Below are 24121 nucleotides of genomic sequence, written 5' to 3'. Positions count from 1 at the left end.
GTGGCTAAGTGGGAAAGGATGTGGGGATTCCATAACAACCAGGAGGTTGGCTTAGAAGCAGCCATCCTTTAAAGAAAGCGTAATAGCTCACTGGTCTAATAGAAACCCTGCGCCGAAAATGTAACGGGGCTCAAGCCACGTGCCGAAGCTGTGGGTGCATATCTATGATATGCGCGGTAGCGGAGCGTTCCGTAAGTCAGTGAAGGAGACGGGGTGACCCTCTCTGGAGATATCGGAAGTGCGAATGCTGACATGAGTAGCGACAAACAGTGCGAGAAACACTGTCGCCGAAAGTCCAAGGGTTCCTGCGCAAGGTTAATCCACGCAGGGTTAGTCGGCCCCTAAGGCGAGGGCGAGAGCCGTAGTCGATGGGAAACAGGTGAATATTCCTGTACCTGCCAGAAGTGACGAATGCGATATGTTGTCAGGTCTTAACGGATTGACCTGGCTTTTGGAGCATTCCAGGAAATAGCTCTGGCGTATAGACCGTACCCGAAACCGACACAGGTGGACTGGTAGAGAATACCAAGGCGCTTGAGAGAACGATGCTGAAGGAACTAGGCAAATTGCTCGTGTAACTTCGGGATAAGCGAGACCCGTTGGTGGGCAACCATTGGCGGGTGGCACAGACCAGGGGGTAGCGACTGTTTATTAAAAACACAGGACTCTGCGAAGTCGAAAGACGACGTATAGGGTCTGACGCCTGCCCGGTGCCGGAAGGTTAAGAGGAGGTGTGAGAGCACTGAATTGAAGCCCCGGTAAACGGCGGCCGTAACTATAACGGTCCTAAGGTAGCGAAATTCCTTGTCGGGTAAGTTCCGACCTGCACGAATGGCGTAACGACTTCCCCGCTGTCTCCAGCATCGGCTCAGCGAAATTGAATTCCCCGTGAAGATGCGGGGTATCCGCGGTCAGACGGAAAGACCCTATGAACCTTTACTGCAGCTTTACAGTGGCATCAGAGACATTCTGTGTAGGATAGGTGGGAGGCTTTGAAGCAGGGGCGCCAGTTCCTGTGGAGCCATCCTTGAAATACCACCCTGAATTTTTCTGATGTCTAACCGTGGTCAGTTAGCCTGATCCGGGACCCTGTATGGTGGGCAGTTTGACTGGGGCGGTCGCCTCCCAAAGTGTAACGGAGGCGCGCGATGGTGGGCTCAGGCCGGTCGGAAACCGGCTGTTGAGTGCAATGGCATAAGCCCGCCTGACTGCGAGAGTGACAGCTCGAGCAGAGACGAAAGTCGGCCATAGTGATCCGGTGGTCCCGCGTGGAAGGGCCATCGCTCAACGGATAAAAGGTACTCTAGGGATAACAGGCTGATCTCCCCCAAGAGTCCACATCGACGGGGAGGTTTGGCACCTCGATGTCGGCTCATCACATCCTGGGGCTGGAGCAGGTCCCAAGGGTTCGGCTGTTCGCCGATTAAAGTGGTACGTGAGCTGGGTTTAGAACGTCGTGAGACAGTTCGGTCCCTATCTGCCGTGGATGTTGGAGACTTGAGAGGATTTGTCCCTAGTACGAGAGGACCGGGATGAACATACCTCTGGTGCACCGGTTGTCGCGCCAGCGGCACCGCCGGGTAGCTAAGTATGGAAGGGATAACCGCTGAAAGCATCTAAGCGGGAAACCCACCTCAAAACTAGGTCTCCCTGAGGGTCGTGGTAGACCACCACGTTAATAGGCCAGGTGTGAAAGCGTGGTAACACGTGCAGCTAACTGGTCCTAATCACCCAATAGGCTCACTCTCTTACTGTCCCCTTAAAAGGACAGCCCGTGCACAGAAATCATCCATATATACGCCTACTTCTTCTACCAACCGTCTTCCACACACCCTTACAGGGTGGACTGGATGACCTGGTGGCCATGGCGGGGAGAGATCCACCCGATCCCATCCCGAACTCGGCCGTGAAAACCCCCAGCGCCTATGATACTGTGGCTTAAGCCACGGGAAAGTCGGTCGCCGCCAGGTCTTCCAATCCACCCTGCCAAAACTTACTACCCCTACAAATTTCAACACAATCACAACCGCGGGGTGGAGCAGCCCGGTAGCTCGTCAGGCTCATAACCTGAAGGTCATAGGTTCAAATCCTATCCCCGCAACCATGAATTCCGTTTAATATCAAACGCTTAGGCCGCCTCATGGGCGGCCTTTTGCGTTTTAGCTCCACGCGCAGGATGCGTATAGGATGCAAATGGGAGTGAAAGCACAGCGTAGTTAGTCTTAAAACGCGGCATTATCACGATGACGTGATTCCTGCTGGATGACCCTTTGTTCAGTGGAAATTGCGCGATCGGACGACGAGGCGCTCACTGCCAGAGTCTATGCTGGCGGTGGTATCTGCGGAGGATCGGTTCCCGACATCCGCCAGTAGCCCGGAGAGGTCGGTGATCTCCTTCGCGACCAGATGTACGACCTCACCTTCTTTCTGGAGCATGCCTTTCACGGCAAGCATTTGCCCGCCCAGCATGACGCGCCGGTTGGCGTCGAATAGATCCGGCCAGATGATGACGTTCATGTTGGCCGTCTCGTCCTCCAGCGTCATGAATACCACGCCTTCGGCAGAGCCTGGTCGCTGCCGGACCAGCACCAGTCCCGCTACCGCTACGGTGAGACGCTTCCCGTCCTTGGCATTCAGGGCATCCCGACAGGTTACGATGTCCTGTGCCCGAAGGTCCTCGCGTAGAAAGGTCAGCGGATGATCCCGCAGGGTCAGGCCAAGCCGGTTGTAATCCCGCACCACTTCCGCCCCGTCACGCATGGGCTGGAGCAGCACATCCGGCTCCTCCGCTTCTCGCGTTACTTCCGCAGCCGCAAACAGGGGCAGCGGTTCATCGCGCAGAGCTTTGATCGCCCAGAGCGCCTCGCGCCGTGCCAGTCCGAGCGAGGGTCGGAACGCGTCCGCCTCGGCCAGATGGGTGAGGGCTGCTGCTTTGACACCCGCCCGACGCCATAGGTCATCGACCGATGTAAAGGGTCGGGAGGATCGTGCGGCAACAATGCGGGCCGCATCGTCATTGGCCAGCCCCTTCACCAGACTCATGCCCAGCCGCACGGCGAACATCCCGTCAGGTCTTTCCGGTCCTTCCAGCGTGCTGTCCCAGCGCGAGGCATTGACGCAAACGGGCCAGATTTCCACGCCATGTTCCCGCGCATCGCGAACCAGTTGCGCGGGGGCATAGAACCCCATCGGCTGGGAATTCAGAAGTGACGCCAGAAACACATCCGGGTGGGTGCATTTCATCCAGGACGACGAATAGGCGAGAATGGCGAAACTGGCGGCATGGCTCTCGGGAAATCCGTAAGACCCGAACCCTTCGAGCTGCTGATAGATCCGTTCTGCAAATTCTTCCGGGTAACCGTTGGCACGCATACCCTCAATCAGACGTTTCTGAAACTGTGAAACGGTGCCGGTATTTTTGAAGGTCGCCATGGCCCGGCGCAACTGATCGGCCTCGGCGGCGGTGAATCCCGCACAGATCATGGCCACCTGCATCGCCTGTTCCTGAAACAGCGGGATGCCTAGCGTTTTACTTAGAACCGCTTCCAGTTCTGGTGTCGGATAGTCTTCGCGCTCAAGGCCCTCGCGGCGACGCAGATACGGATGCACCATGTCCCCCTGTATGGGGCCGGGCCTCACGATCGCCACTTCAATGACGAGGTCATAAAACACCCGCGGCTTGAGCCGTGGCAGCATGGACATCTGGGCACGGGATTCAATCTGGAACACACCGATCGTATCGGCCTTGCGGATCATGGCGTAGGTGCGCGGATCTTCGGCCGGGATGCTCTGAAGCGTGAAGTGCTGGTCCTTGTGCTCGGCCAGCAGGTCTAGCCCCGTTTTCATGCAGGTCAGCATGCCGAGAGCCAAAATATCCACCTTCATGAATTTCAGGACGTCGATATCGTCCTTGTCCCATTCAATGATCTGGCGGGCCTCCATCGAGGCCGGTTCGATCGGCACCAGTTCATCCAGCCGGTCATGCGTCAGCACAAATCCTCCGGGGTGCTGTGACAGATGGCGGGGTACGCCGATCAGGCAGCGAACCAGATCCAGCGTCAGGCGAACACGTCGGTCTGACAGATCAATGCCGCTGTCATGCAGGGCGTCATCGTCCAGCTTACGCCCCCAGCCGTGAATTTGGCCCGAGAGTGTGCGGATGAGATCTTCCGGCAACCCCATGACCTTGCCGACATCGCGCAAGGCCCCCTTGGCGCGATAGCGGATGACCACGGCCGTCAGGGCCGCCCGGTCGCGACCGTAATGCTCATAGACCCACTGGATGACCTGTTCACGTCGCGCATGCTCGAAATCCACATCAATGTCCGGTGGTTCGCCGCGTTCCTCGGAGACGAAGCGCTCGAACAGCAGCGAGTTGCGGGCCGGATCGATGGCGGTGATGCCGAGCACATAACAGACCGCAGAATTGGCAGCCGAGCCGCGTCCCTGACAGAGAATATCCTGACTGCGTGCATAGCAGACGATGCTGTTAACTGTCAGGAAATAGGGCGCGTATTCCATGCGCCCGATCAGACCGAGTTTGAATTGCCCCGGGTTTTGTGGAGACAGCAAGACCCGTGAGGTAAGAGATAGTCATGAGCAATAAATCGAAGCGTTTTCCGCCTGAATTTCGTGAACGTGCAGCCCGCATGGTTCTGGAGGAAGAGAAGAACCATCCTTCGCGGTGGTCTGCGGTGATGGTGATCGCCCCAAAGCTGGATATTCACCCTGACACGCTGTCAAAATGGACCCGTCTGCATGAGCGGGCCAATGCGCCTGCGGTAAGTGAACTGCCTGATCGGGAGAAGATCAGGCAACTGGAGCGAGAGAACCGCGAATTGCGGCAGGCCAATGAAATCCTGCGTAAGGCTTCTGCGTATTTTGCCCAAGCGGAACTCGACCGCCGGTTCAGGCCATGACGCGCTTCATTGATGAGCACCGGCAGACATATGGTGTCGGGTCAATCTGCAGGGTTCTGTCGATTGCGCCATCTGTCTATTATGCAACCGTTGCCAGGCAGAAAAATCCTTGTGTGCGCAGCCAGAAAGACAAAGAGCTGAGCGATGACATCCGTAGAGTGTGGAATGATAATTTCTGCGTCTATGGAGCGCGCAAGGTCTGGCATCAGTTCAAACGTGAAGGCTTGGATGTCGCCCGCTGCACGGTAGAGCGGCTGATGCGCCGGATGGGACTGAAAGGCGTCATTCGTGGCAAGGGGGTCAGAACCACACGGCCAGATCCGGCACGGCCCTGTCCACAGGATCTGGTGCAGCGCCAGTTTCATGCACCAGCCCCTAACAGGCTCTGGGTTTCGGATTTTACTTATGTTTCCACTTGGCAGGGCTTTGTTTATGTAGCCTTCATCATTGATGTGTTTGCCCGGGTCATTGTGGGCTGGCGTGTCTCATCAACGGCCCATACCGACTTCGTGCTGGATGCCCTTGAGCAGGCTCTGTGCCAGAGGCAACCTGAGGGAAAAGTGACCCATCATTCAGATCGCGGCTGTCAGTATGTGTCCATTCGCTACACGCAAAGACTGGCTGAAGCGGGGCTCGTTGCCTCAGTCGGAAGCGTTGGAGATTCCTATGATAATGCCCTCGCGGAGACCATTAACGGGCTCTACAAAACCGAACTCATCTATCGGCAGGGGCCATGGAAAAACAGGGAAGCGGTTGAACTGGCCACACTTAAATGGGTCGACTGGTTCAACAATCGGCGGCTCCTGTCCTCCATTGGAAACATCCCCCCAGCAGAAGCTGAGGCTCGCTTTTATGCTCAGAAGAAATCACATGCATTAGCTGCGTAGTTCAGATAAAAAATGTCTCCACAAAACCCGGGGCAATTCAATGATTATTCTCGTGAACGCGCGGATATTTTCAAACCGGAAAAACGAAGCGGAAATGTCAGGCTCGTAAAAGGAGCGAGCCTGACACTATGCCTGCCTGTTACCAAGGCTGGTTTACAGGACCGACCGTAAATTCATTGACAGTGGTGTCTTCCGGTAGGTCGATGGCAAACGCAACGACTTCGGCAACGCGATCAGGCGAGATGCCATACGTCTTGTAAAGACCCTGCATCTGTTCCTGCACGGCACTGTCCGTGATGGAATCAAGCAACTCGGTGTTGATCGCAGCGGGGTAGAGCGTTGCGGTACGGATGTTGCTGTTCGCGGATGCGGACTCCATACGCAGCACTTCCATGAAATTGCGCACGAACCATTTCGTGCCGCCATAGACAGCGCATCCCGGATAGGCCTTGATGCCGGCAACGGATGACGTCGCAATGATCTGTCCGGATTTCTGCTCCAGAAAAGACGGCATGACGGCTGCGACGCCGTTCAGGACGCCCTTGATGTTGACGTCGACCATCCTGTTCCAGTCATCGGTTTTGAGTGCCGAAACCGGAGAATTGGGCATGAGGCCCGCGTTCAGGAAGATGACATCCAGACGACCGAACGTGTCCTTGGCGAATTGTACGATGCGTTCGTTATCAGATGGCTTCGTGACGTCCAGAACCTGATAGGCAGCCTGACCGCCGGCTTTTTCAATGTCGGTCACGATCTGTTTTAGCAGGCTTTCCCGGCGCGCACCGAGGACAACTTTTGCCCCTTTTGCGGCCAGTAGCTTTGCCGCGGCTTCGCCGATCCCCGAGGATGCGCCCGTGATGAGGACGACTTTATCTTTAATCATTTATGGTAATCCTAAGCGGTTTAAGTGTTGCCACGCAGCAATCGACAGAGTGTTCAGAGACTACGATTTTTAGTCTGTCTGAAGCCTTGTGCATGGGAAAAAATCTCTAGAGCGTCAGTTCAAAACTGGCGTCGATAAGATTTTCGATGAGAGCATCAGAAACGCTGCCATCCAGCAGGATACTGATCCAGTGCGCCTTGTTCATATGGTAGGCCGGAACAATTCCTTCTGTCGTAAGATAATCCTGTATATGTTCTGGACGGCATTTGACGTCGAGAATATCGATATTCCCGCCTTCACTCAGCTTGAGTGTCTGACGGGGCACATTCATGATAAGTCCAAACCACGTCTCGCGATCTTCGTGCCGGAGTGCGATATAGTCGGGAAAGTAATGAAAAGGATGGTCTGGGATCGTATCGTATTTTCTTTTGACGTAGGATAAAATAAACTGTTTCTGGTTCATATGGTGATTCCTCGAACAATTCTTAATACATTAATAGCAGTATGTATTTTGCTTAAAGAGCTTCCACCTGCATTTTTAGGCGACCGGTGAGAGCAAGCCCCTCAAGGTTGTCTTCAATCTGGCCGAGCTTGATGAGGCCAGATGAATATTCAAAGTTACGATAAAAGATGGCGATATTCCCCCAAGGAGCATAATAGGCAATGTCGCCTGCGGAAGGAGCATATCCTTTGGGTGCTTTGTCGCTCGACAAATGCCGGGGAAGGTCACAGATCTTCTCAGTCGCATTGTAATCTTCAAGCATCAAGGTCATTGGCAAAAGAGAGAGAAAATCTCTCCCGGAAGGAGTGTCTTCCAACGAAGCAAAGATCACTTGTTCTCCAAGTGTCAGACGTATTTTCATATTTACCTTATCTCCCATCTGGAGATGAAACCTTTGCGAAAACCCGTAACGTGGGTGACACATTCAGACCGACTTACGCAGTAGATGGTCTCACCGAGCTTTGTAGAAACAAAATACGTCGTGATCTTGCCGCTGAGAATCACTCATCCGGTAAGCCTGACTCAACCATTATAGCGATATAAAAAGCTTGGGTTTAGAGGCGATATTTAGAACATAGAGATGAGTATATTTCATGAATGCTGCTGGGCGGGATCTTAGTCTAATTCATGAAATCTGCTCATTTTGATCATGATATTATACGGTCTAGTTCTGGCACGTCATCTGGTTTATTCAGCACATGCTTGATGAGTTCCTTATTGTGATTAAAATTATTTCTCATGTTTTATTCACAATATACTTAAGAAAATACAGACTAATTCAAAAAATGGCCCTTATATTCCGAAAGGGGGCCACTCAGTTGAGGTATAATGAAAGAAGTATCTGGAATATCCCAAGTGGGGCCAGAAGCGAGATCTGGCTCGTGGAGTGGCGTGCTCGCCATGTCTCTCGGGGCATTCGCTCTTATTGCATCCGAATTTATGCCCGTCAGTCTCTTGACCCCGATTGCAGCTGATTTACAGAGCAGTGAAGGACAGGCTGGGCAGGCCATTTCAGTTTCTGGTGCTTTTGCCGTATTGACGAGCCTGTTCATATCTTCCCTGACCAGAGGGCTCGATCGCAAATGGCTCCTGTTGGGGCTAATTGGTGTGATGATTGTTTCGGGGAGCGTTGTGTCCGTCGCACCAAATTATCTCATTTTCATGCTCGGCCGCGCTTTGATCGGGGTGGTCATTGGCGGCTTTTGGTCGATGTCGGCTGCTACAGTCATGCGGTTGGTCGAAGAACATCATGTTCCACGGGCTCTGGCCATTCTGAACGGCGGAAATGCCCTGGCAACCGTTATCGCCGCTCCTGCAGGCAGTTTTCTTGGCGGTCTGATCGGTTGGCGTGGAGCATTTTTTTGTGTTGTTCCAGTTGCTGTTATTGTCTTCCTTTGGCAACTGGTAAGTCTGCCATCCATGACGTCTGGCAAGACCCATGCGTCACCAAACGTTTTCAGGTTGCTCAAAAAGCCTTTAGTCGCCGTTGGTATGGCGGGAGCAGGCCTTTTCTTTATGGGGCAATTTAGCCTGTTTACTTACGTAAGACCATTTCTTGAAATTGTTGCTCACGTCAACGTCTCCACTCTGTCATTCATTTTGTTGCTGATAGGGGTCTCCGGTCTTGTTGGAACTCTGTTGATTGGTGGGTTGTTGAAGAACAGTGTTTATCCGGTTCTTATCATCATTCCATTTATTATGGCGTTGCTGGTTGTCGGGCTTCTTTGCTTGGGTAAATCGATCGTGATGTCTGCCGTCATTCTTACCATCTGGGGGCTGTTTGCGACATCTGCTCCTGTTGGCTGGTGGACCTGGCTGGCGAGAACGCTTCCCAATGATGCTGAAGCAGGAGGTGGGCTTATGGTTGCAGTCGTACAATTGGCTATTACCATGGGAGCAACCTGCGGGGGAATTCTCTTCGATGGCAGCGGATATCGAGCTACTTTTGGTGTGAGCGCACTCATTCTTATAGCAGCGTCACTCAGCGCGTTAATGGCAAACCGCATATACAAACGCGGAGTATACGTCGCCATATTGAAATGAAGTCTAATGTAATATTTTTTAATACCACCCCATTTTCAAGCCTGAAAATGGGGTTTGTTGTCAAAATTTAAGTATTGCTTTTATGAAGGCGCATTTCGTCAATAAAAAGAGAGAGAGGAGCAACATTTTCATGATGTCTGGGGAAGCAGAGATGGTACCCTGACCAGTAGGGGCACCAGTCTTCTAAAACCTGCAGGAGGCGTCCTTCCTGAATGTATTTTCGTGCTACCATTTCAGGCATATGAGCCAAACCTAAGCCTTCCAGGCAGGCATCTCGAATAGGAAAAATGCTATTAAAAATTAAAGATCCTTCTACCTTCACGGTTATGTCTTTCCCCTTTTTCTCGAACTCCCAGGCGTAAATGCGACCATGCGTTGGAAGCCGTAAGGTTAGACAATTATGATTTAATAAATCCTTTGGGTGTTTCGGTTTGGGATTTTTTGAAAAATATTCAGGTGATCCAGCCACAACAAAACGAATATCTGGTGTGATAGGGACAGATGTCATCTCTTTTGTTATATTTTCACCAAGTCGAATTGCTCCATCAAAATCTTCAGAAAAAATATCAATAAGTTTAAGATCTGCTACAAACTCCACATTGATTTTGGGGTATTTTTGGACGAATTCTTTTATCTTAGGCAGGACAACGTAAGCCAGAGCATCATCAGGCATTGTAATTCGAAGATTTCCAGATTCCTGATTTCTTAATTCTCCCAATGATATCAGTTGATTTTCTATTTGGTCTAAATGTGGTGCAATGCCGCTGATCAGTTGCTGTCCAGCAGTTGTGGGGGTAACACTTCTTGTCGTGCGGGTCAGCAACCTCAAGTCAAGGCGCTCTTCCAAAAGACGAATGGTATGGCTGAGTGCCGATTGTGATACGCCTAATTTCGCGGCAGCTTTTGTAAAACTTTTTGCCCGTGCAACAGCGACCAGAGCGGTCAAATCATTCAAGTTTTCGCGTGCCATGTAATCGTCCCGATCCGCTGTATTTTAGTTAAGAAATAGACGCGTTATATGCGAAGAAATCCCTGATGTAATGAACTCAATGATCAGGAGAGAACGACCGCGCCGCGACCCTTCTTGGAAAGACAGTCTGAAGGATTGACCAATGGGCAATCGGTTCGGGACAAGCATCCGCATCCGATACATTTATCAAGATGATTACGGAGTTTTGTCAGTCCTGCAATACGCTCATCTAGCATTACAGACCATTTCCGTACCATTTGATCAATATCTTTGGCGGAAATTTTGTCAGTGAGCGGAAACGCAGCCAATATGGCTGTAATATCCGCTAAAGAGATACCCAAGGATTGCGCGGCTTTAATCAGAGCAATTCGTCGCAGCATATCCCGCGCGTATCGCCTTTGGTTGCCTTGTGTTCTGATTGAAGAAATTAGATTTTTACTTTCGTAAAAATGTAAAGCCGACACGGCAACGCCACTACGACGCGAGACTTCCCCGACCGTTAGAAAATTCGCTGATGATTTTTGTTCTTTCATTTTAGCGCTTGACCTCAAGTTAGCTTGAGGTTTTATACGGGTTGTCAGCCTGATTCCGCAAGGCTCTCGCTCATTTATGATCGGGTCCGTTTCTTCAGGATATGTTGCAAATTTTCTGCTCATATCCGATTACGTTCTGGAAGACTGACAATGTCTCAATCAAGCAATCAGAAAAAAATAGCCTTGGTAAGTGGGGCAAATAGGGGCATCGGTTTTGCAATCGCCAAAGGTCTGGCGCGGCAAGGCGTAACGGTTCTTTTAGGGAGCCGGAATCTGGAAAAGGGGGATGAGGTTAGCGCCGCTTTAAGGCAGGAGGGGCTGGATGTCCGTGCTGTCCAGCTTGATACGACAGATGATGCAAGCGTGTGGAAAGCCTGTGGCCTTATCCAGCGTGACTATGGACGCTTGGATATTCTGGTCAACAATGCCGGTATAGGTTTAGATTTTGCCCAGGATCTGACGCTCGTTGAGCGTATGGAACAGACTTTGGCCCTCAATGTCGTCGGCACGCTTCGCATGATGGATGCCTGTATTCCGCTCCTTGAAGAGGCGCCCTTTGCGACCATCGTGAATGTCTCCTCGGAACTGGGTTCGTTTGGTCTTCGGAATGACAAGGCATGGCAGTATTCAGCCTTTGTTCTGCCGACCTATCAGGCTTCAAAGGCGGCTGTAAATTCACTCACACTCACTTATGCGACACTGTTGTCCGAGAAGGGCATCAAGGTGAATGCCGTCTGCCCTGGATATACAGCAACGGATGCAACGAAAGACGCTGTGGTTGCTCCAACGCGCAAACCCGAACAAGCCGCTGGTATCGCCATCAAACTGGCATTGATCGGGAAAGATGGACCAACCGGAACGTTCCAGAATGAAGACGGTCATCTCCCTTGGTAATTTCAGGACGACCGGGATAGTTTTTTGAATCTCATGAGGTGCCTCGATAAGGCATTCCTCATGAGATCATTGATGAATTTGTCTCATAATCATGTTCGGAAAAAACCGACTAGTCTCAATATGGAGCTTATGAATATTCTGCTCCTCTAATTGTTCGATAAATGTGCAGTGTACATTCCAAGATGATTGACTGTCTCGATGTCAAAATCATCGTGGTCGCGTGCGCTCCCGGTTAAAAGCAGGATTTTCAGAAGATATGGGCATTGTTGGTCTCGCACTCCGAAAGCCCTATACTTTTATCGTCGGTGCAGCGCTGATACTGTTACTTGGCATTTCCGCCATCTTCAGAACGCCGACTGACATTTTCCCCAATATCGATATCCCTGTCGTAACCGTCGTCTGGTATTATGATGGCCTGTCTGCACCGGAAACCGAAAAACGCATTAGTACCTATACAGAGTTTTCTCACAGCTTTTTCGTCAACAATCTGCGGACGATTGAAAGCCAGACCACGCCCGGTCTTGTGCTTCAGAAGCTGTATTTCCAGCCCGGGGTGGATATCGGGGTCGCTCTCGGGCAGACCGTTGCCGCCACGCAATCCATCCGTGCCCAGCTGCCACCGGGCGTGCAGCCACCCATTATCATGCAATACAGTGCCTCCAGCGTAGCTGTTCTCCAGCTTTCCCTGTCGTCAGACAAGCTGACGGAAAGCGAGCTGTATGATTATGGCGTGTATCGTCTCCGGCAACAGATGGCGCCTGTCCCCGGCACACTTCTGCCGCCACCGCATGGTGGCAAGATCCGTCAGATCATGGTCGATATTGACCCGACCAAGTTGCAGGCGATGAAAATCAGCCCGCTGGATGTGTCCAACGCCATTAACGCCCAAAACCTTACACTTCCGGGCGGCACGGTGAAATTCGGGCCGTCCCAATACAACATCCAGATGAACGGCATTCCGTATTTTTCAAAGCAGCTGAACGATATTCCGTTGCGGAAAGACCCAAACACAGGTGCCATTATCCGTATTCGCGATGTCGCACAGGTCCGTGACGGCTGGGAGGTGCAGCATAACGTGGTGCGCCGCGAAGGGCAGCGCTCGGTCCTGCTGCGGATTATGAAAGCCGGGAACGCGTCCACTCTGGCGGTGGTGAACGCCATGCGGGACACGGTTCTGCCCATCTCACGCGCCGCAGCGCCTCCGGGCATGAAGATTGACGAACTGTTCGATCAGTCCCTGTTTGTGAAAGCTGCCATCAAAGGCGTGGCGTCTGAAGCCGTGATTGCTGGTCTGCTGACAGCCGCCATGATCCTCGCCTTTCTGGCAAGCTGGCGTTCCACGCTGATTGTGGCGGTCTCCATTCCGCTTGCGATCCTGTCGTCGATTGCCATTCTTTCCGCAACCGGAGAGACTCTCAATCTCATGACACTCGGCGGTCTCGCGCTGGCTGTCGGCATTCTGGTGGATGATGCCACGGTTACGATCGAGAACATCCACCGTCTGCATCATGACGGAGCTGAACTGCGCAAAGCTGTTTTGGATGGTGCCGCGGGCATTGCACTGCCGACACTGGTGTCCACGCTGGCGATTTCCTGTGTGTTCGTGTCTGTGGAATTCCTGACCGGACCATCACGCTTCCTGTTCACGCCTATGGCGCTGGCCGTTGTGTATGCGATGCTGGCCTCCTACGTCATTAGCCGGACACTGGTGCCGATCTTTGCGGCTCTTCTGCTGCGCTCCGAAGAACAGGCCAAAAAACGCCGTGAAGAGGCTGGGAAGCCCCCCACGATTTTTGAACGGTTCGGTGCAAAATTTGATGCCCGGTTCGAGCGCTTTCGGAAAGGTTATGAAAAGACGCTATCCGGACTTCTGCACAGCGCATGGAAAGTTCCGGCTCTGGGCGGCATCTTTATTCTGGGCGCGGTGCTTCTCGCAACGCAGGTGGGCCAGGATTTTTTCCCGGTTATTGATGCCGGCGAGTTCAAACTCCACGTCCGTGCGCCTGCGGGTACGCGAATTGAGACGACCGAACGGATTTTCGATCAGGTGGAAGATACCATTCGCGAAGTTGTTCCCCAGACTGAGCGCGAACTAGTGCTTGACGATATCGGCATCCCGTTTCGTTACTCCATGCCCTTTGATGATGGCTCAACCATTGGCCCGAATGACGGACAGATCATGGTGGCCCTGAAGGAAAAGCATCGCCCGACAGCGGAGTATATCAGCCGCCTGCGCACAGTTCTGGCCAAGCGTTTCCCCGATGTCGTGTTTTATTTCCAGCCTGCCGACATGGTGACACAGATCCTGAACTTCGGGCTGACATCCCAGATTGATGTGCGGATTACGGGGTATGATCAGGCCAATAATCGTGCCGTTATGAGCAAGATCATGGAGGACATGCGCCATGTGCGCGGTCTGGTGGATGTGCACCTGCATCAGCAGCTTGCAGCACCTGCCCTGAACGTATCGATCGACCGTGAACGGGCACAGGACCTCAATCTCGTTCTGAACGACGTAGCCCGTAGCGTCATGGTCTCGCAGGCGTCCTCCAACACCGTCACGCCGAACTTCTGGCCTGATCCGCAGATGGGAACGCTTTACCCGGTTGCCGTGCAGACGCCGCAATATCAGGTCAACACCGTTGATGATCTGGGCAAGCTGGTGGTGGCAGGGAATGCATCGCAGGCGGCCGGTATCCCGACCCTGCTGAGGAACGTGGCAACCATCGAGCGCGCGGTAGCGCCTGACGTGATTTCACACAGCAACATCCAGCCGGTTCTGGATATCGACGCCAGCGCCGAGGATCGCGACCTCGGGAGCATTGCGCGGGATATCGGGCGGATTGTCGAACGCCATAAAGGCGACCTGAAACCCGGCAACAACATCGAAGTGGCAGGGCAGATTGACAGCATGAACACCTCGTTCACGCGCCTTGAAATAGGCCTGCTGGTGGCGGCTGTTGCGGTCTATCTGCTGATGGTTGTGAACTTCCAGTCCTTCATGGACCCGCTGGTTGTCATACTGGGTCTGCCCGGCGCCATGTGCGGCATTGTGCTGATGTTATTCGTGACAGGAACAACTTTTTCCGTGCCCTCACTCATGGGCGCGATCATGAGTGTGGGTGTGGCGAGCGCCAATTCCATCCTGCTGGTCACCTTCGCCAAGGAATGTCGTGCCCATGGCATGACCGCCATGGAGGCTGCCATGGAAGCCGGGCGGGAACGTCTGAGACCAATTTTAATGACGTCCCTTGCGATGGTGATCGGCATGCTGCCGATGTCGCTGGGCCTCGGAGACGGCGGCGAGCAGAACGCACCTCTGGGTCGCGCCGTAATCGGTGGGCTGATGATTGGCACCTGCACCACGCTTTTTGTTGTCCCCTGGCTCTATAGCCGCCTGCGCCGTCGTGAATCCCGCATGCTTGAGGAATATGAGAATGTCGTCTGAGCCTGTCATGTCCCACTCTGGCCACGAACGCAGGCGGCTTTCCACCGGCATTGTTGCCGGACTGGCTGTTATCGTCGCAGTTGGTTATGGCGTTTATACCCATGTCGAACGCGCACACGCGGTCACGGCAACGGCCAGAGAACGCGATCAGCAGGTTCCGGATGTGCGGACCATGATCGCGCGTGCTTCGACACAATCTTTGTCGCTGGATCTGCCAGGCGAAACCGTGGGGATTGAGACAACACCCATTGGGGCCCGCGCTTCAGGTTATATCGACAAGCGGTTTGTCGATATCGGAACATCTGTGCATGCCGGACAGGTTCTGGCCATTATCCGTGCGCCAGAACTCGATCACCGTGTTGAGCAGGCGCAGGCGACACTGGCGCAGGCTCGCGCCAATCTTGCTCTGGCGCAGATTACCGCGCGGCGGTCTAGCGGGCTTGTGGGCGGCGGAGCTGTCAGCAAGCAGAATTTCGATGTGGACCGCCTGACCCAGAATGCCCGGCAGGCCGAACAGAAAGCCGCTGATGCCGTGCTGGCTGAAACCGCGCAGCGTCAGGCCTATACGACGGTGAGCGCCCCTTATGACGGGGTTGTCACCGTCAGGAACGTGGAGGCCGGAGATCTGGTCAGTGCTGATAATGCCACGTCGCGCCCCCTGTTTGTGGTCACCCGCACCGACCGGTTACGCGTACGTGTCCACGTTCCCCAGGATGCTGCTCTGACAGTCAAAGTGGGTGAGCCAGCCTCGATCGTGGTGCCGGAACGACCTGGTCAGACTTTCAAAGGCACAGTGACGCGAACTGGGCACGCGCTGGAACAGGGAAGCCGTATGCTGCCCGTCGAGATTGAAATTGATAACCACGATAATCACCTGACAGCCGGGCTTTATGCGGAAATCCATTTTGATCTGCCACGGGCGGCCTCTGTCATCATGGTGCCCTCAGAAGCCCTCAATTATGAGGCTGATGGTCTGTCTGTTGAAACTGTCACGGCTGACAATAAAATCGCGGTTCACAAGGTCAAGATCGGCCGGGACTATGGCGATCATCTGGAAATTCTGGATGGGTTGCCAGATGGCAGTCAGCTTGTGGTGCATCCCCCGTCCGCCTTGCATGAAGGCAGTGTTGTTGCGCCGCAACTCGACAAGAACCTGAAGGTGCTCTGAGCGTGCGGGCTTCATTCCTTCTTCACGGGATCGCGCTGACGGCTTTGCTCGGCGGTTGCACCATGATCCCGCATTATCACAGACCGGCTGCACCGGTTTCCACGACATGGCCATCCAGCGGTGACCATCCTACGCAGACTCAGGATGATACGGCGCTCATGCAGGATTGGCGCGATTTCTATCGCGACCCCGTCATGCAGACCCTCATCGCCACGGCTCTGGAGAACAACCGGGATCTGCGCATTGCGCAGCAGCAGACGGCCGCAGCCAGTTCACAATTCGACATTGAGAACGCAGCCCTGTTCCCGACTTTGAACGGAACGGCGGGTGCCAATGTCCAGAAAATGAACTCTCATATCTGGAGCCTGTCCCGCACGGACGAACCGATTTACATGCGGCAGTATGCGGTTGGTTTCGGCGTTTCCGCCTATGAAGTGGATCTTTGGGGGCGCATACGGAGTGCCTCAAGAGCTTCTTTTGACCGCTATATGGCCAGTGCGCTGAACCAGCAGTCCATGAGGCTGAGCATTATTTCCAGTGTCGCGACGGCGATGCTGAACTGGGTGGCAAATGCGCAGGCGCTGACCCTGACACAGGCCGTTCTTGCCAACAGACAGCGTACCTACGATCTGGTCAGGCAGACGGCGGACGTGGGCACTGGAACGCAACTCGATGTTGCGGAGGCTGAATCTGCTTTGCATGATGTGGAAACGAATGTTGAAATTTACACCCGTCAGAAAGCCGAAGCGTTTAACCAGTTGACCCTGCTTGTCGGGATGCCGTTACCGGACGCGACTGTCCAGTCGCTCAACGCGAAAGCATCTCTTGAAGCGGTCAGTGCTTTTCCCGAGGTTCCCGAAGGTCTGCCTTCAGAGATGATTGCGCGCCGACCAGATATCCGCGCAGCAGAAGCGGATCTGCGCGCCGCTAACGATGATATTGGTGCAGCCCGTGCTGAATTTTTCCCGAAAATCCAGATCACGGCTGCCAATGGCACAGCAAGCAACAATATTACGCGCCTGTTCCAAAGTGGGATGGGGGCGTGGAACGTGGCGCCTCAGATCACATTACCTTTGTTCGATGCAGGCCGCCTGACCGCCCAGCTTAAGCAGGCTCATAGCCGCAAAAGTGAGGAAGTGGCGCGATACGAAAAAACAGTTCAGCAGGGATTCCGGGAAGTTGCGGATGCTCTGATCGGACGTGAAACATATGAGCGACAGACGAGCGCGCAGCAGAAAGCCGTTGCAGCCAATCAGCGGCAATATGCTCTGGCGTTGCAGCGCTACACGGCGGGGTATGATCCGTATCTGGAGACTCTCGTGGCACAGCGGGCACTTTATACAGCGCAATTGAGCGCGATTACAACGCAGCTTCAGACGCTCTCTAACAGTGTCACCCTATACAAGGTGTTGGGGGGAGGTTGGAATGATACGCCCCCCACGCATAAGTCATCTTTCAGGGAACATATTTTGTAAAAATTCGAGAGAGATACTGTCCCGCATAGCGATGCTGTTATGAAAAATCCTTTCGAAGGAGTGAGCGTCTTTCTCGCAACGGTCGAAGCCGGAGGTTTTGCCTCAGCTGCTAAATGTTTGGGCCTCTCGCGCTCCGCCGTTGCGAAAACAATTGGTCGCATTGAGCATCGGTTGGGCGTAAAATTGTTCAATCGTATGACCCGTCTCAACAGTTTGATGGAAGAGGGGCATCTTTACTACGAACGGTGTGTTCGTACCCTCAAAGAACTTCGAGCTTGTGAATATATCTGGAGTGCGGACACTTTAATGTCAAAGGTAGATTGAAAGTTGCGATACCGGCATCGTTCGGTGGGCATTGTGTGGCACCATTACTGCTCGATTGGGCAGAGAAATATCAAAACCTGAATTTGGATCTTCGTTTCTCGGATACAGACCATAATTTTGTTGCCGAACGATATGACCTGACTATTCGTTGCGGATCAGTTTAGGAAGCCAATAATTTTCTAAACGTACGTAAACTTCCTGCTTGTAGATGGGTACTATGTTCAGCGCTTTCTTATGTTGTTCGATGTAGCCAACTTTATGATGTTGAAGACATTCAACACCATTATGGGGCGGCCCATGGAAAGACCATGCATTCCTCCCAGAAATGTTTCTATCAATTCGCAGCGCATTTTCACTAGGGATACCCCGACGTAAGCTGTTCCATCCGCAGAATGCTCAATTATTTCTGAATTGAATTTATCAGCTTTCTGAAGCAAACGTTATAAAATCTTCAAGGTATTTAATATCTTCATCGGTTTCCCGATGACCAAGGAATATCTGTTTCGCAATGCCTTGTTTGCCAAGTTTCACCGGATAAAGTTCAAAGCGTGTGGCATATTCTTCCACAAGCCAGCGAGGAAGTGCTGCAACGCCCCTTCCATGCGCCACCATCACCAGCATGATGTCCGTCGTTTCAATCTGCTTCTGCTGCCGTGGTCCAATTCCCGCTGGTTGCAGAAACTGCGTGTAAATATCGAGCCGTTCAGATGGAACTGGATAGGTAATCAATGTTTCGTCTGCCAGTTGTTCCGGCAAGACAAATTTGGCTTTCCGAAGAGGATGTTCGGGGCCGACAGCCAGAACCAATTCATAGTCAAATACTGGTGTGAATTTGAGACCGGGTTTGTAAAGTGGATCAGGGGTCACCAGAATATCGATTTCATTACTGAACAGTGCGCCGATCCCGCCGAACTGGAATTTCTGTCGCACATCCACATCGACCTTTGGCCATCTTTCCAGATAGGGTGAAACGACTTTCAGAAGCCACTGATAACAGGGATGGCATTCCATTCCGATGCGCAATGTACCGCGCCCGCCATTTGCGAATTGTTCAATACGGCTTTCCGCCAGTTCAAACTGAGGGAGCAGACGGTTTGCCAGAGACAAAAGCCATTCACCAGCCTGCGTAAGAACAAGGGATCGCCCCTCCCGCCGCCATATCCTGACACCAAGCTGCTGTTCAATCTTGCGGATAGAATGGCTGAGTGCTGGTTGGGTCAGATTCAGACGCGCTCCGGCAGCCGTCAGCGAACCTTCCCGTGCAACTTCCCGAATGATTGTTAGATGGCTGCGTTCCAGAATGCCCATGTTTTGTCCGATAAATGCACGAAATTCATATAGCCATAAAAATATATCATTTCAGTTCATTTTTATAAACTTCTACTATGAAGGATCAATCATTCATGCGGATGCAGACCATGGTCTCCAACGACATTCACGACCACTTTCACAGTGGATCGAACGGTGGCTTCAATCTTTCTCCCGACATTTTCAAGGAAAAGTTGGACGCGGTGAGAACTTCCGGCTGACATGACAGGCATTTTGAGCACATGGCTGTCGGAAAAGCGTATCGACAGACTGTTGTCGTGTAATTCCGAAACCCCAATTCTGTCCTTCGAGTTTGTCCCACCGCGAACTGACGCAATGGAGCAACGACTTTGGCAGTGTATCCGGCGTTTGGCACCTCTCGCACCCCGCTCTGTCTCAATCACTTATGGGGCTGGCGGAACCACGCAGGTCGGCACTCTTTCCACGGTGTTGCGTCTGAAGCGGAATACAGACCTTATCCCCGCCGCCCACCTGACTTGTGTCGGTGCGCCCCGCGAGGCCGTAGATGATCTTGCCCGTTGCTATCGGGATGCTGGTGTTCATCATATCGTGGCCCTGCGTGGCGATCCTTCCGCAGGCGCTGTTGATGATAGTCCGCGACCGGGTGGCTATACCTATGCCAGTGATCTTGTTGCCGGTCTGCGTCGTATCGCGGATTTCGATATTTCTGTCGCCGCTTATCCCGAAACCCATCCTACAGCGTTAAGCCCGGAAGCTGATCTGGATAACCTCAAGCGCAAGCTTGATGCGGGGGGCACGCGGGCCATCACGCAGTATTTCTTTGATAGTGAAATTTATCTGCGTTTTCTGGATCGGTGTCTGGCGGCCGGAATTACTGCCCCCATCATTCCTGGCATTATGCCGGTTTCAAATTACGAGCAGATCGTGCGCTTCTCGGCTGTGTGTGGGGTAACTGTCCCGGCATGGTTGAGGCATCTGTTCGATGGGACGGCGAAGAATCCTGAACTTCGTCGTATCGTTGCCAGTATGGTGGCGGTGGAACAGATCCGTACCTTGCAGACCTATGGGATTAACGAGTTTCATGTCTCCACGTTGAACCGTGCTGACCTGACGTACGCGATTGCCCATATCCTTGGGGTGCGTCCGATGCAGACGAACGCATCTCATAATGTGACAGGCCTTTTGGAAAAAACGGAAGTCTCCGATGAACGAGAAACCCCGGCAGATTTTGACTCCACCGCATGGGCACAGGAAGGTGCTCCTCCATTCATGCTGCGCACCCTGTTCGGGTGAGGTGATGGAGGCCATGACCGCATCGGGTATCGACTACACGATCTTCTTCTACAATCCGAACATCCATCCCGAGCGGGAATATCTTCTTCGCAAGGACGAAAACATCCGGTTTGCTGATAAGCATGGCATCCCCTTCGTCGATGCCGATTATGACAGGGATAATTGGTTCGCCCGTGCGAAAGGCATGGAATGGGAACCGGAACGCGGTGTGCGTTGCACCATGTGCTTCGATATGCGCTTCGAGCACACAGCGCTTTACGCTCATGAGCATGGTTTTCCGGTGATGACCAGTTCACTCGGTATTTCACGATGGAAGAACATGGCGCAGATCAATGACTGCGGCCAACGCGCCGTATCCCTTTATGAAGGACTTTCCTACTGGGATTTCAACTGGCGCAAAGGGGGGGCTCCGCGCGAATGATCGAGATTAGCAAGCAGGAGAAGTTCTACCAGCAGGAATATTGCGGCTGCGCCTATTCCCTGCGTGATACCAATGCTCACCGCCGCAGTCAGGGGCGTTCGCCGATCGAGCTTGGCAAGCTCTATTATGGAACTGATGATGAGGCCTGATCACACACAAGATGACGAAGCTTGTTTGTTCGGTGAAGTTCCACCCACTACGACACGTGATAATAAACCACAGCACGAACCAGTTCTGAGATGTGATGAACCGGAGGACAGCATCCCTGATGAGGAAAGTCAGTTCGGGTGTCCGTGTTGTGTAAACCCGTGGTTCCGTTGATCTGGACAAAATACTGTTTGAACGGTGAAACGACCCATACATCATGCCCTTGTCAGAGATATTCTGTCTTATCTCCATGCACCTGAACGTCTGGCCCTTTCAAAGGGCGAACGTCTGACGCGATTTGTGGATTTTCTTTCAGAACATCACAGGATTATTGTTTGCCGAAGGCAGGAATGTCGGAAACGACTGCGTCGGTTCGAGCACATTCTGGACATGGCGTGCCCCACGACCAATAAAGCGCGCGATATTGGAAAACTGATCACGACAGTGGAGGAAATCTGCACACGCCCTTTCACACCAGCCACTCTTCAGGATGCTTTGGGAGTTTCCAGTCGGGAACGTATCAGATGGACGCGTGACGGCAAGCTTCGGCCGATTGGAACGAAAATGATAAAGGATCGAGGGCGTTTCTCGCTGGCTTTATACAGCGCGGAAGACGTGGTGAGACTGCTGATGTCTCCGGAAATTCTGGCATCATGGAGGGCAAGACCTGTGTCCTGCCGTCCATGATAGAAACCCGCAGAGCTACCTAGCCGGCCGAAAGTTCTTTTCGAACAATTTCCGCACCTGCGCCCAGAGCATCCAGTTTTCCACGCGCTACATCACGCGGTAACGGTGCCATACCGCAATTGGTGCAGGGGTAAAGCTTGTCAGCATCAACAAACTGAAGTGCTTTTCGCAGAATATCGGCGACTTTTTCAGGCGTCTCAATGGTTTTGGTGGCCACGTCAATGGCGCCAACCATGACCTTTTTTCCACGAATGAGTTCGATCAGATCCATTGGAACGCGGGAGTTCTGACATTCCAATGAAATCAGATCGATATTGGATTTTTGCAGTTTGGGAAAGATTTCTTCATACTGACGCCACTCTTCCCCAAGAGCATTTTTCCAATCGATATTGGCTTTGATGCCGTAACCATAACAGATATGAACTGCTGTCTCGCACTTCAGCCCTTCAATAGCTTTCTCTAATGTGGCAATGCCCCAGTCATTGACCTCATCAAAGAAAACATTGAAGGCGGGTTCATCGAACTGGATGATGTTGACACCAGCCGCTTCCAGTTCTTTTGCTTCCTGATTGAGAATTTTGGCAAATTCCCAGGCGAGTTTTTCACGGCTTTTGTAGTGGCCATCATAGAGCGTGTCGATCATCGTCATGGGGCCGGGGAGCGCCCATTTGATAGGTTTCTTTGTCAGGGTGCGTAAAAACTTTGCATCCTCGACAAAAACCGGTTTTTCACGCGCTACGGCGCCGACAACGGATGGTACGCTCGCATCGTAGCGGTTGCGAATTTTGACTGTCTGACGGTTCTCGAAATCGACACCACTGAGATGCTCAATAAAGGTCGTGACGAAATGCTGACGCGTCTGCTCGCCGTCACTGACGATATCAATGCCAGCACGGTTCTGATCGTCCAGCGTCAGGCGAAGCGCATCCTGCTTACCTTCGACCAGCTCTTCCCCCTGCAATTTCCAGGGGGACCAGAGTGTCTCAGGCTGTGCGAGCCATGAGGGTTTCGGCAGGCTGCCAGCCGTTGAGGTGGGGAGGAGTGTTTTCATGAGAGGTAACCTTGTATTTCTGATGGATCAGGCGACGTAACCGGCAGACCATTTTTCGAGAATGTCGTGATATGGCTTGATGAAATGCTCGTCCGTATAGTGTCCCTGTGAGATCGCCAGTTGTGTACGTTCCTCCCGATCGTAGACAATGCGGGTGTTGGAATAGTCCTGATGTTTTAGGCTCGGTTGATAACAGTCAGCCGCGGCAGAATTGGCATTGTAAATTTCAGGACGGTAAATTTTCTGAAAAGATTCCATCACGCTTATGGTGCTGATCAGTTCAAGAGCAGAGTAGTCAGACAGCAGATCACCAAAAAAATAGAAGGCCAGTGGCGCAGCACTATTGCGCGGCATGAAATAACGAACTTGCATTCCCATTTTTTTAAAATACTGGTCTGTCAGAGAAAATTCACGCTGTTCATACTCAACGCCGAGAACAGGATGCTGATTTTCCGTTCGATGATAGGTGCGATTGGTCGAGACACTGAGGCAGATAACCGGTAATTTTTTAAAATTCTGCTTGTAAGCAGACGAGTTCATAACGCTTTTAAAGAGATTTCCATGTAGGTCTCCATAATTATGGGGAACACTGAATTTGGCTTTTTCTTTATTGTAAGCCGGTAACAACACGCTGAAGTCGTAATCCCGCACGTACGAGGAAAAACTGTTTCCGGCGAGGCCCTCTATCCGTTTGTCGGCGTTTTTATCAACAATTGTTGTGTAGAGGACTTCGATCAGAGGAAAGCTACCGCTTTTGCCTGCAAAGGCGAGATCCATCTCCACAGAAACGATTTCAAGTTCAAGAGTGTAACGATCTCTGTTGGCATTATCCCAATGCGCCAGATCATTGAACCGGTTGTCTATCATCCGCAGGACATTGCGCAGGTTTTCCTGACGGCTTTTCCCTCTCGCCAGATTGGCAAAATTGGTTGTAAGGCGGGTTCTGTCGGAAGGATGATAGTTTTCATCGAAACGAAGCCGATGGATACTGAATGTCGAATCCTGAATCATTGTTGTTCTGCATTCCTATTTCCACCGCAAACCAGAATGCGGGCACGGGGGCATGGCGTCCCCAAGTTTGTCTTCTGAGTTTTTTAGGCGGTGGTGGTCATCGTCATGGTAGCTTTATGCCTGAACGAACCCGTGAGCAGAAATGATTTGATTTCATCAATACATCAATATTGTT

17 protein-coding genes, 1 tRNA gene, 2 rRNA genes, 2 pseudogenes and 1 other annotated feature (1 of these 23 only partly in view) are annotated in these 24121 nt (G+C 52.5%); of the genes and pseudogenes, 13 read left to right on the top strand and 9 right to left on the bottom strand.

All coding sequences use genetic code 11. The features are described 5' to 3' along the window. The 3 genes from DS739_RS08160 to DS739_RS08150 all read left to right on the top strand — a co-directional run. A 23S ribosomal RNA gene (locus DS739_RS08160) occupies positions 1–1748 on the top strand (it extends 995 nt beyond the left edge of the window). 106 nt (positions 1749–1854) lie between these two features. Next, positions 1855–1970, top strand: a 5S ribosomal RNA gene (rrf, locus tag DS739_RS08155). Between the two features lie 57 nt (positions 1971–2027). After that, positions 2028–2104 (top strand) — tRNA-Met (locus DS739_RS08150). A 170-nt stretch (positions 2105–2274) separates the two neighbouring features. Here the strand turns inward: DS739_RS08150 and DS739_RS08145 are convergent. Next, positions 2275–4542, bottom strand: a pseudogene (locus tag DS739_RS08145) (error-prone DNA polymerase); the annotation flags it as partial. Between the two features lie 53 nt (positions 4543–4595). Between DS739_RS08145 and DS739_RS08135 the strand changes: the two are divergent. Next, positions 4596–5806 (top strand): IS3 family transposase gene (locus DS739_RS08135; RefSeq protein ID WP_096884300.1). Its coding sequence is split into 2 segments (ribosomal slippage): positions 4596–4881 and positions 4881–5806, totalling 1212 coding nucleotides; the frame shifts between segments, so codons are not numbered across the junction. Beyond that, positions 4874–4990: a sequence feature (AL1L pseudoknot), on the top strand. Its footprint overlaps the gene before it by 117 nt. A gap of 139 nt (positions 5807–5945) precedes the next feature. On the opposite strand, the gene DS739_RS08130 is transcribed toward DS739_RS08135, so the two are convergent. From DS739_RS08130 to DS739_RS08120, 3 genes are all read right to left on the bottom strand, one after another. After that, positions 5946–6689, bottom strand: a complete 744-nt coding sequence (locus DS739_RS08130) for an SDR family oxidoreductase (RefSeq protein ID WP_006117279.1) — start codon at positions 6687–6689, stop codon at positions 5946–5948. 106 nt (positions 6690–6795) lie between these two features. Continuing rightward, positions 6796–7152 (bottom strand): MmcQ/YjbR family DNA-binding protein, encoded by a 357-nt coding sequence (locus tag DS739_RS08125; protein ID WP_006117278.1) that lies wholly within the window; start codon positions 7150–7152, stop codon positions 6796–6798. A 52-nt stretch (positions 7153–7204) separates the two neighbouring features. Further along, a complete protein-coding gene (locus DS739_RS08120) occupies positions 7205–7552 on the bottom strand; it encodes a cyclophilin-like fold protein (protein ID WP_035352020.1) in 348 nt (115 codons plus the stop codon). Between the two features lie 467 nt (positions 7553–8019). Between DS739_RS08120 and DS739_RS08115 the strand changes: the two genes are divergently transcribed. After that, complete coding sequence (locus DS739_RS08115) at positions 8020–9234, top strand: MFS transporter (RefSeq protein ID WP_006117276.1); 1215 nt, start codon at positions 8020–8022, stop codon at positions 9232–9234. Positions 9235–9301: 67 nt separating this feature from the next. Here DS739_RS08115 and DS739_RS08110 read toward each other — a convergent pair whose 3' ends face one another. Both DS739_RS08110 and soxR read right to left on the bottom strand, forming a co-directional pair. Further along, positions 9302–10204, bottom strand: coding sequence for a LysR family transcriptional regulator (locus tag DS739_RS08110; protein WP_006117274.1), 903 nt, complete (start codon positions 10202–10204; stop codon positions 9302–9304). An 83-nt stretch (positions 10205–10287) separates the two neighbouring features. Continuing rightward, positions 10288–10737: a redox-sensitive transcriptional activator SoxR gene (gene soxR, locus DS739_RS08105; RefSeq protein ID WP_035352024.1), complete on the bottom strand. Its 450-nt coding sequence runs from the start codon at positions 10735–10737 to the stop codon at positions 10288–10290. Positions 10738–10887: 150 nt separating this feature from the next. On the opposite strand from soxR, the gene DS739_RS08100 reads away from it, so the two are divergent. From DS739_RS08100 to DS739_RS08080, 5 genes are all read left to right on the top strand, one after another. Further along, positions 10888–11631 carry an SDR family oxidoreductase gene (locus tag DS739_RS08100; RefSeq protein WP_035352002.1) on the top strand — a complete coding sequence of 248 codons (744 nt, stop codon included), beginning with the start codon at positions 10888–10890 and terminating at the stop codon, positions 11629–11631. 256 nt (positions 11632–11887) lie between these two features. Further along, positions 11888–15079 (top strand): efflux RND transporter permease subunit, encoded by a 3192-nt coding sequence (locus DS739_RS08095; protein ID WP_035352004.1) that lies wholly within the window; start codon positions 11888–11890, stop codon positions 15077–15079. Continuing rightward, positions 15069–16247: an efflux RND transporter periplasmic adaptor subunit gene (locus DS739_RS08090; RefSeq protein WP_035352005.1), complete on the top strand. Its 1179-nt coding sequence runs from the start codon at positions 15069–15071 to the stop codon at positions 16245–16247. The genes DS739_RS08095 and DS739_RS08090 overlap by 11 nt, the downstream gene beginning before the upstream one ends. A 2-nt stretch (positions 16248–16249) precedes the next feature. After that, positions 16250–17722, top strand: coding sequence for an efflux transporter outer membrane subunit (locus DS739_RS08085; RefSeq protein WP_006117270.1), 1473 nt, complete (start codon positions 16250–16252; stop codon positions 17720–17722). Positions 17723–17761: 39 nt separating this feature from the next. Next, a complete protein-coding gene (locus tag DS739_RS08080; protein WP_052055146.1) occupies positions 17762–18046 on the top strand; it encodes a LysR family transcriptional regulator in 285 nt (94 codons plus the stop codon). A gap of 420 nt (positions 18047–18466) precedes the next feature. On the opposite strand, the gene DS739_RS08070 is transcribed toward DS739_RS08080, so the two are convergent. Continuing rightward, complete coding sequence (locus tag DS739_RS08070; protein ID WP_006117269.1) at positions 18467–19354, bottom strand: LysR family transcriptional regulator; 888 nt, start codon at positions 19352–19354, stop codon at positions 18467–18469. A 222-nt stretch (positions 19355–19576) separates the two neighbouring features. Here DS739_RS08070 and metF point away from each other — a divergent pair, with 222 nt between their 5' ends. The 3 genes and pseudogenes from metF to DS739_RS14170 all read left to right on the top strand — a co-directional run bounded on the left by metF (position 19577) and on the right by DS739_RS14170 (position 21884). After that, positions 19577–20629, top strand: a complete 1053-nt coding sequence (gene metF / locus DS739_RS08065; RefSeq protein WP_006117268.1) for a methylenetetrahydrofolate reductase [NAD(P)H] — start codon at positions 19577–19579, stop codon at positions 20627–20629. Next, a pseudogene (locus tag DS739_RS14645) lies at positions 20541–21199 on the top strand (epoxyqueuosine reductase QueH). Before metF ends, DS739_RS14645 begins: the two are co-directional and overlap by 89 nt. Positions 21200–21395: 196 nt before the next feature. After that, positions 21396–21884, top strand: coding sequence for a hypothetical protein (locus DS739_RS14170; RefSeq protein ID WP_139018875.1), 489 nt, complete (start codon positions 21396–21398; stop codon positions 21882–21884). Between the two features lie 19 nt (positions 21885–21903). Here DS739_RS14170 and DS739_RS08055 read toward each other — a convergent pair whose 3' ends face one another. Further along, positions 21904–22935: a methionine synthase gene (locus DS739_RS08055; RefSeq protein ID WP_006117266.1), complete on the bottom strand. Its 1032-nt coding sequence runs from the start codon at positions 22933–22935 to the stop codon at positions 21904–21906. 27 nt (positions 22936–22962) lie between these two features. Next, entirely contained in the window at positions 22963–23946 is a 984-nt protein-coding gene (locus DS739_RS08050; RefSeq protein ID WP_006117265.1) for a DUF1852 domain-containing protein, read from the bottom strand. Positions 23947–24121 lie beyond the last annotated feature (175 nt).

It is taken from the genome of Acetobacter sp. JWB, assembly GCF_003323795.1.
Classification (GTDB): domain Bacteria; phylum Pseudomonadota; class Alphaproteobacteria; order Acetobacterales; family Acetobacteraceae; genus Acetobacter; species Acetobacter oryzifermentans.
Note: the sequence above shows the minus strand (reverse complement) of the source record. Positions and strands in the feature narration are given on the sequence as shown.

Bases quoted from the DNA above. Each gene is read 5' to 3' on its own strand.
- soxR (WP_035352024.1), bottom strand. From the start codon at position 10,737: ATGAAAGAACAAAAATCATCAGCGAATTTTCTAACGGTCGGGGAAGTC.
- DS739_RS08055 (WP_006117266.1), bottom strand. From the start codon at position 22,935: ATGAAAACACTCCTCCCCACCTCAACGGCTGGCAGCCTGCCGAAACCC.
- DS739_RS08090 (WP_035352005.1), top strand. From the start codon at position 15,069: ATGTCGTCTGAGCCTGTCATGTCCCACTCTGGCCACGAACGCAGGCGG.
- DS739_RS08110 (WP_006117274.1), bottom strand. From the start codon at position 10,204: ATGGCACGCGAAAACTTGAATGATTTGACCGCTCTGGTCGCTGTTGCA.
- DS739_RS08120 (WP_035352020.1), bottom strand. From the start codon at position 7,552: ATGAAAATACGTCTGACACTTGGAGAACAAGTGATCTTTGCTTCGTTG.
- DS739_RS08130 (WP_006117279.1), bottom strand. From the start codon at position 6,689: ATGATTAAAGATAAAGTCGTCCTCATCACGGGCGCATCCTCGGGGATC.
- DS739_RS08100 (WP_035352002.1), top strand. From the start codon at position 10,888: ATGTCTCAATCAAGCAATCAGAAAAAAATAGCCTTGGTAAGTGGGGCA.
- DS739_RS08080 (WP_052055146.1), top strand. From the start codon at position 17,762: ATGAAAAATCCTTTCGAAGGAGTGAGCGTCTTTCTCGCAACGGTCGAA.
- DS739_RS08125 (WP_006117278.1), bottom strand. From the start codon at position 7,152: ATGAACCAGAAACAGTTTATTTTATCCTACGTCAAAAGAAAATACGAT.
- DS739_RS08115 (WP_006117276.1), top strand. From the start codon at position 8,020: ATGAAAGAAGTATCTGGAATATCCCAAGTGGGGCCAGAAGCGAGATCT.
- DS739_RS08095 (WP_035352004.1), top strand. From the start codon at position 11,888: ATGGGCATTGTTGGTCTCGCACTCCGAAAGCCCTATACTTTTATCGTC.
- DS739_RS08070 (WP_006117269.1), bottom strand. From the start codon at position 19,354: ATGGGCATTCTGGAACGCAGCCATCTAACAATCATTCGGGAAGTTGCA.
- DS739_RS08050 (WP_006117265.1), bottom strand. From the start codon at position 23,946: ATGATTCAGGATTCGACATTCAGTATCCATCGGCTTCGTTTCGATGAA.
- metF (WP_006117268.1), top strand. From the start codon at position 19,577: ATGACAGGCATTTTGAGCACATGGCTGTCGGAAAAGCGTATCGACAGA.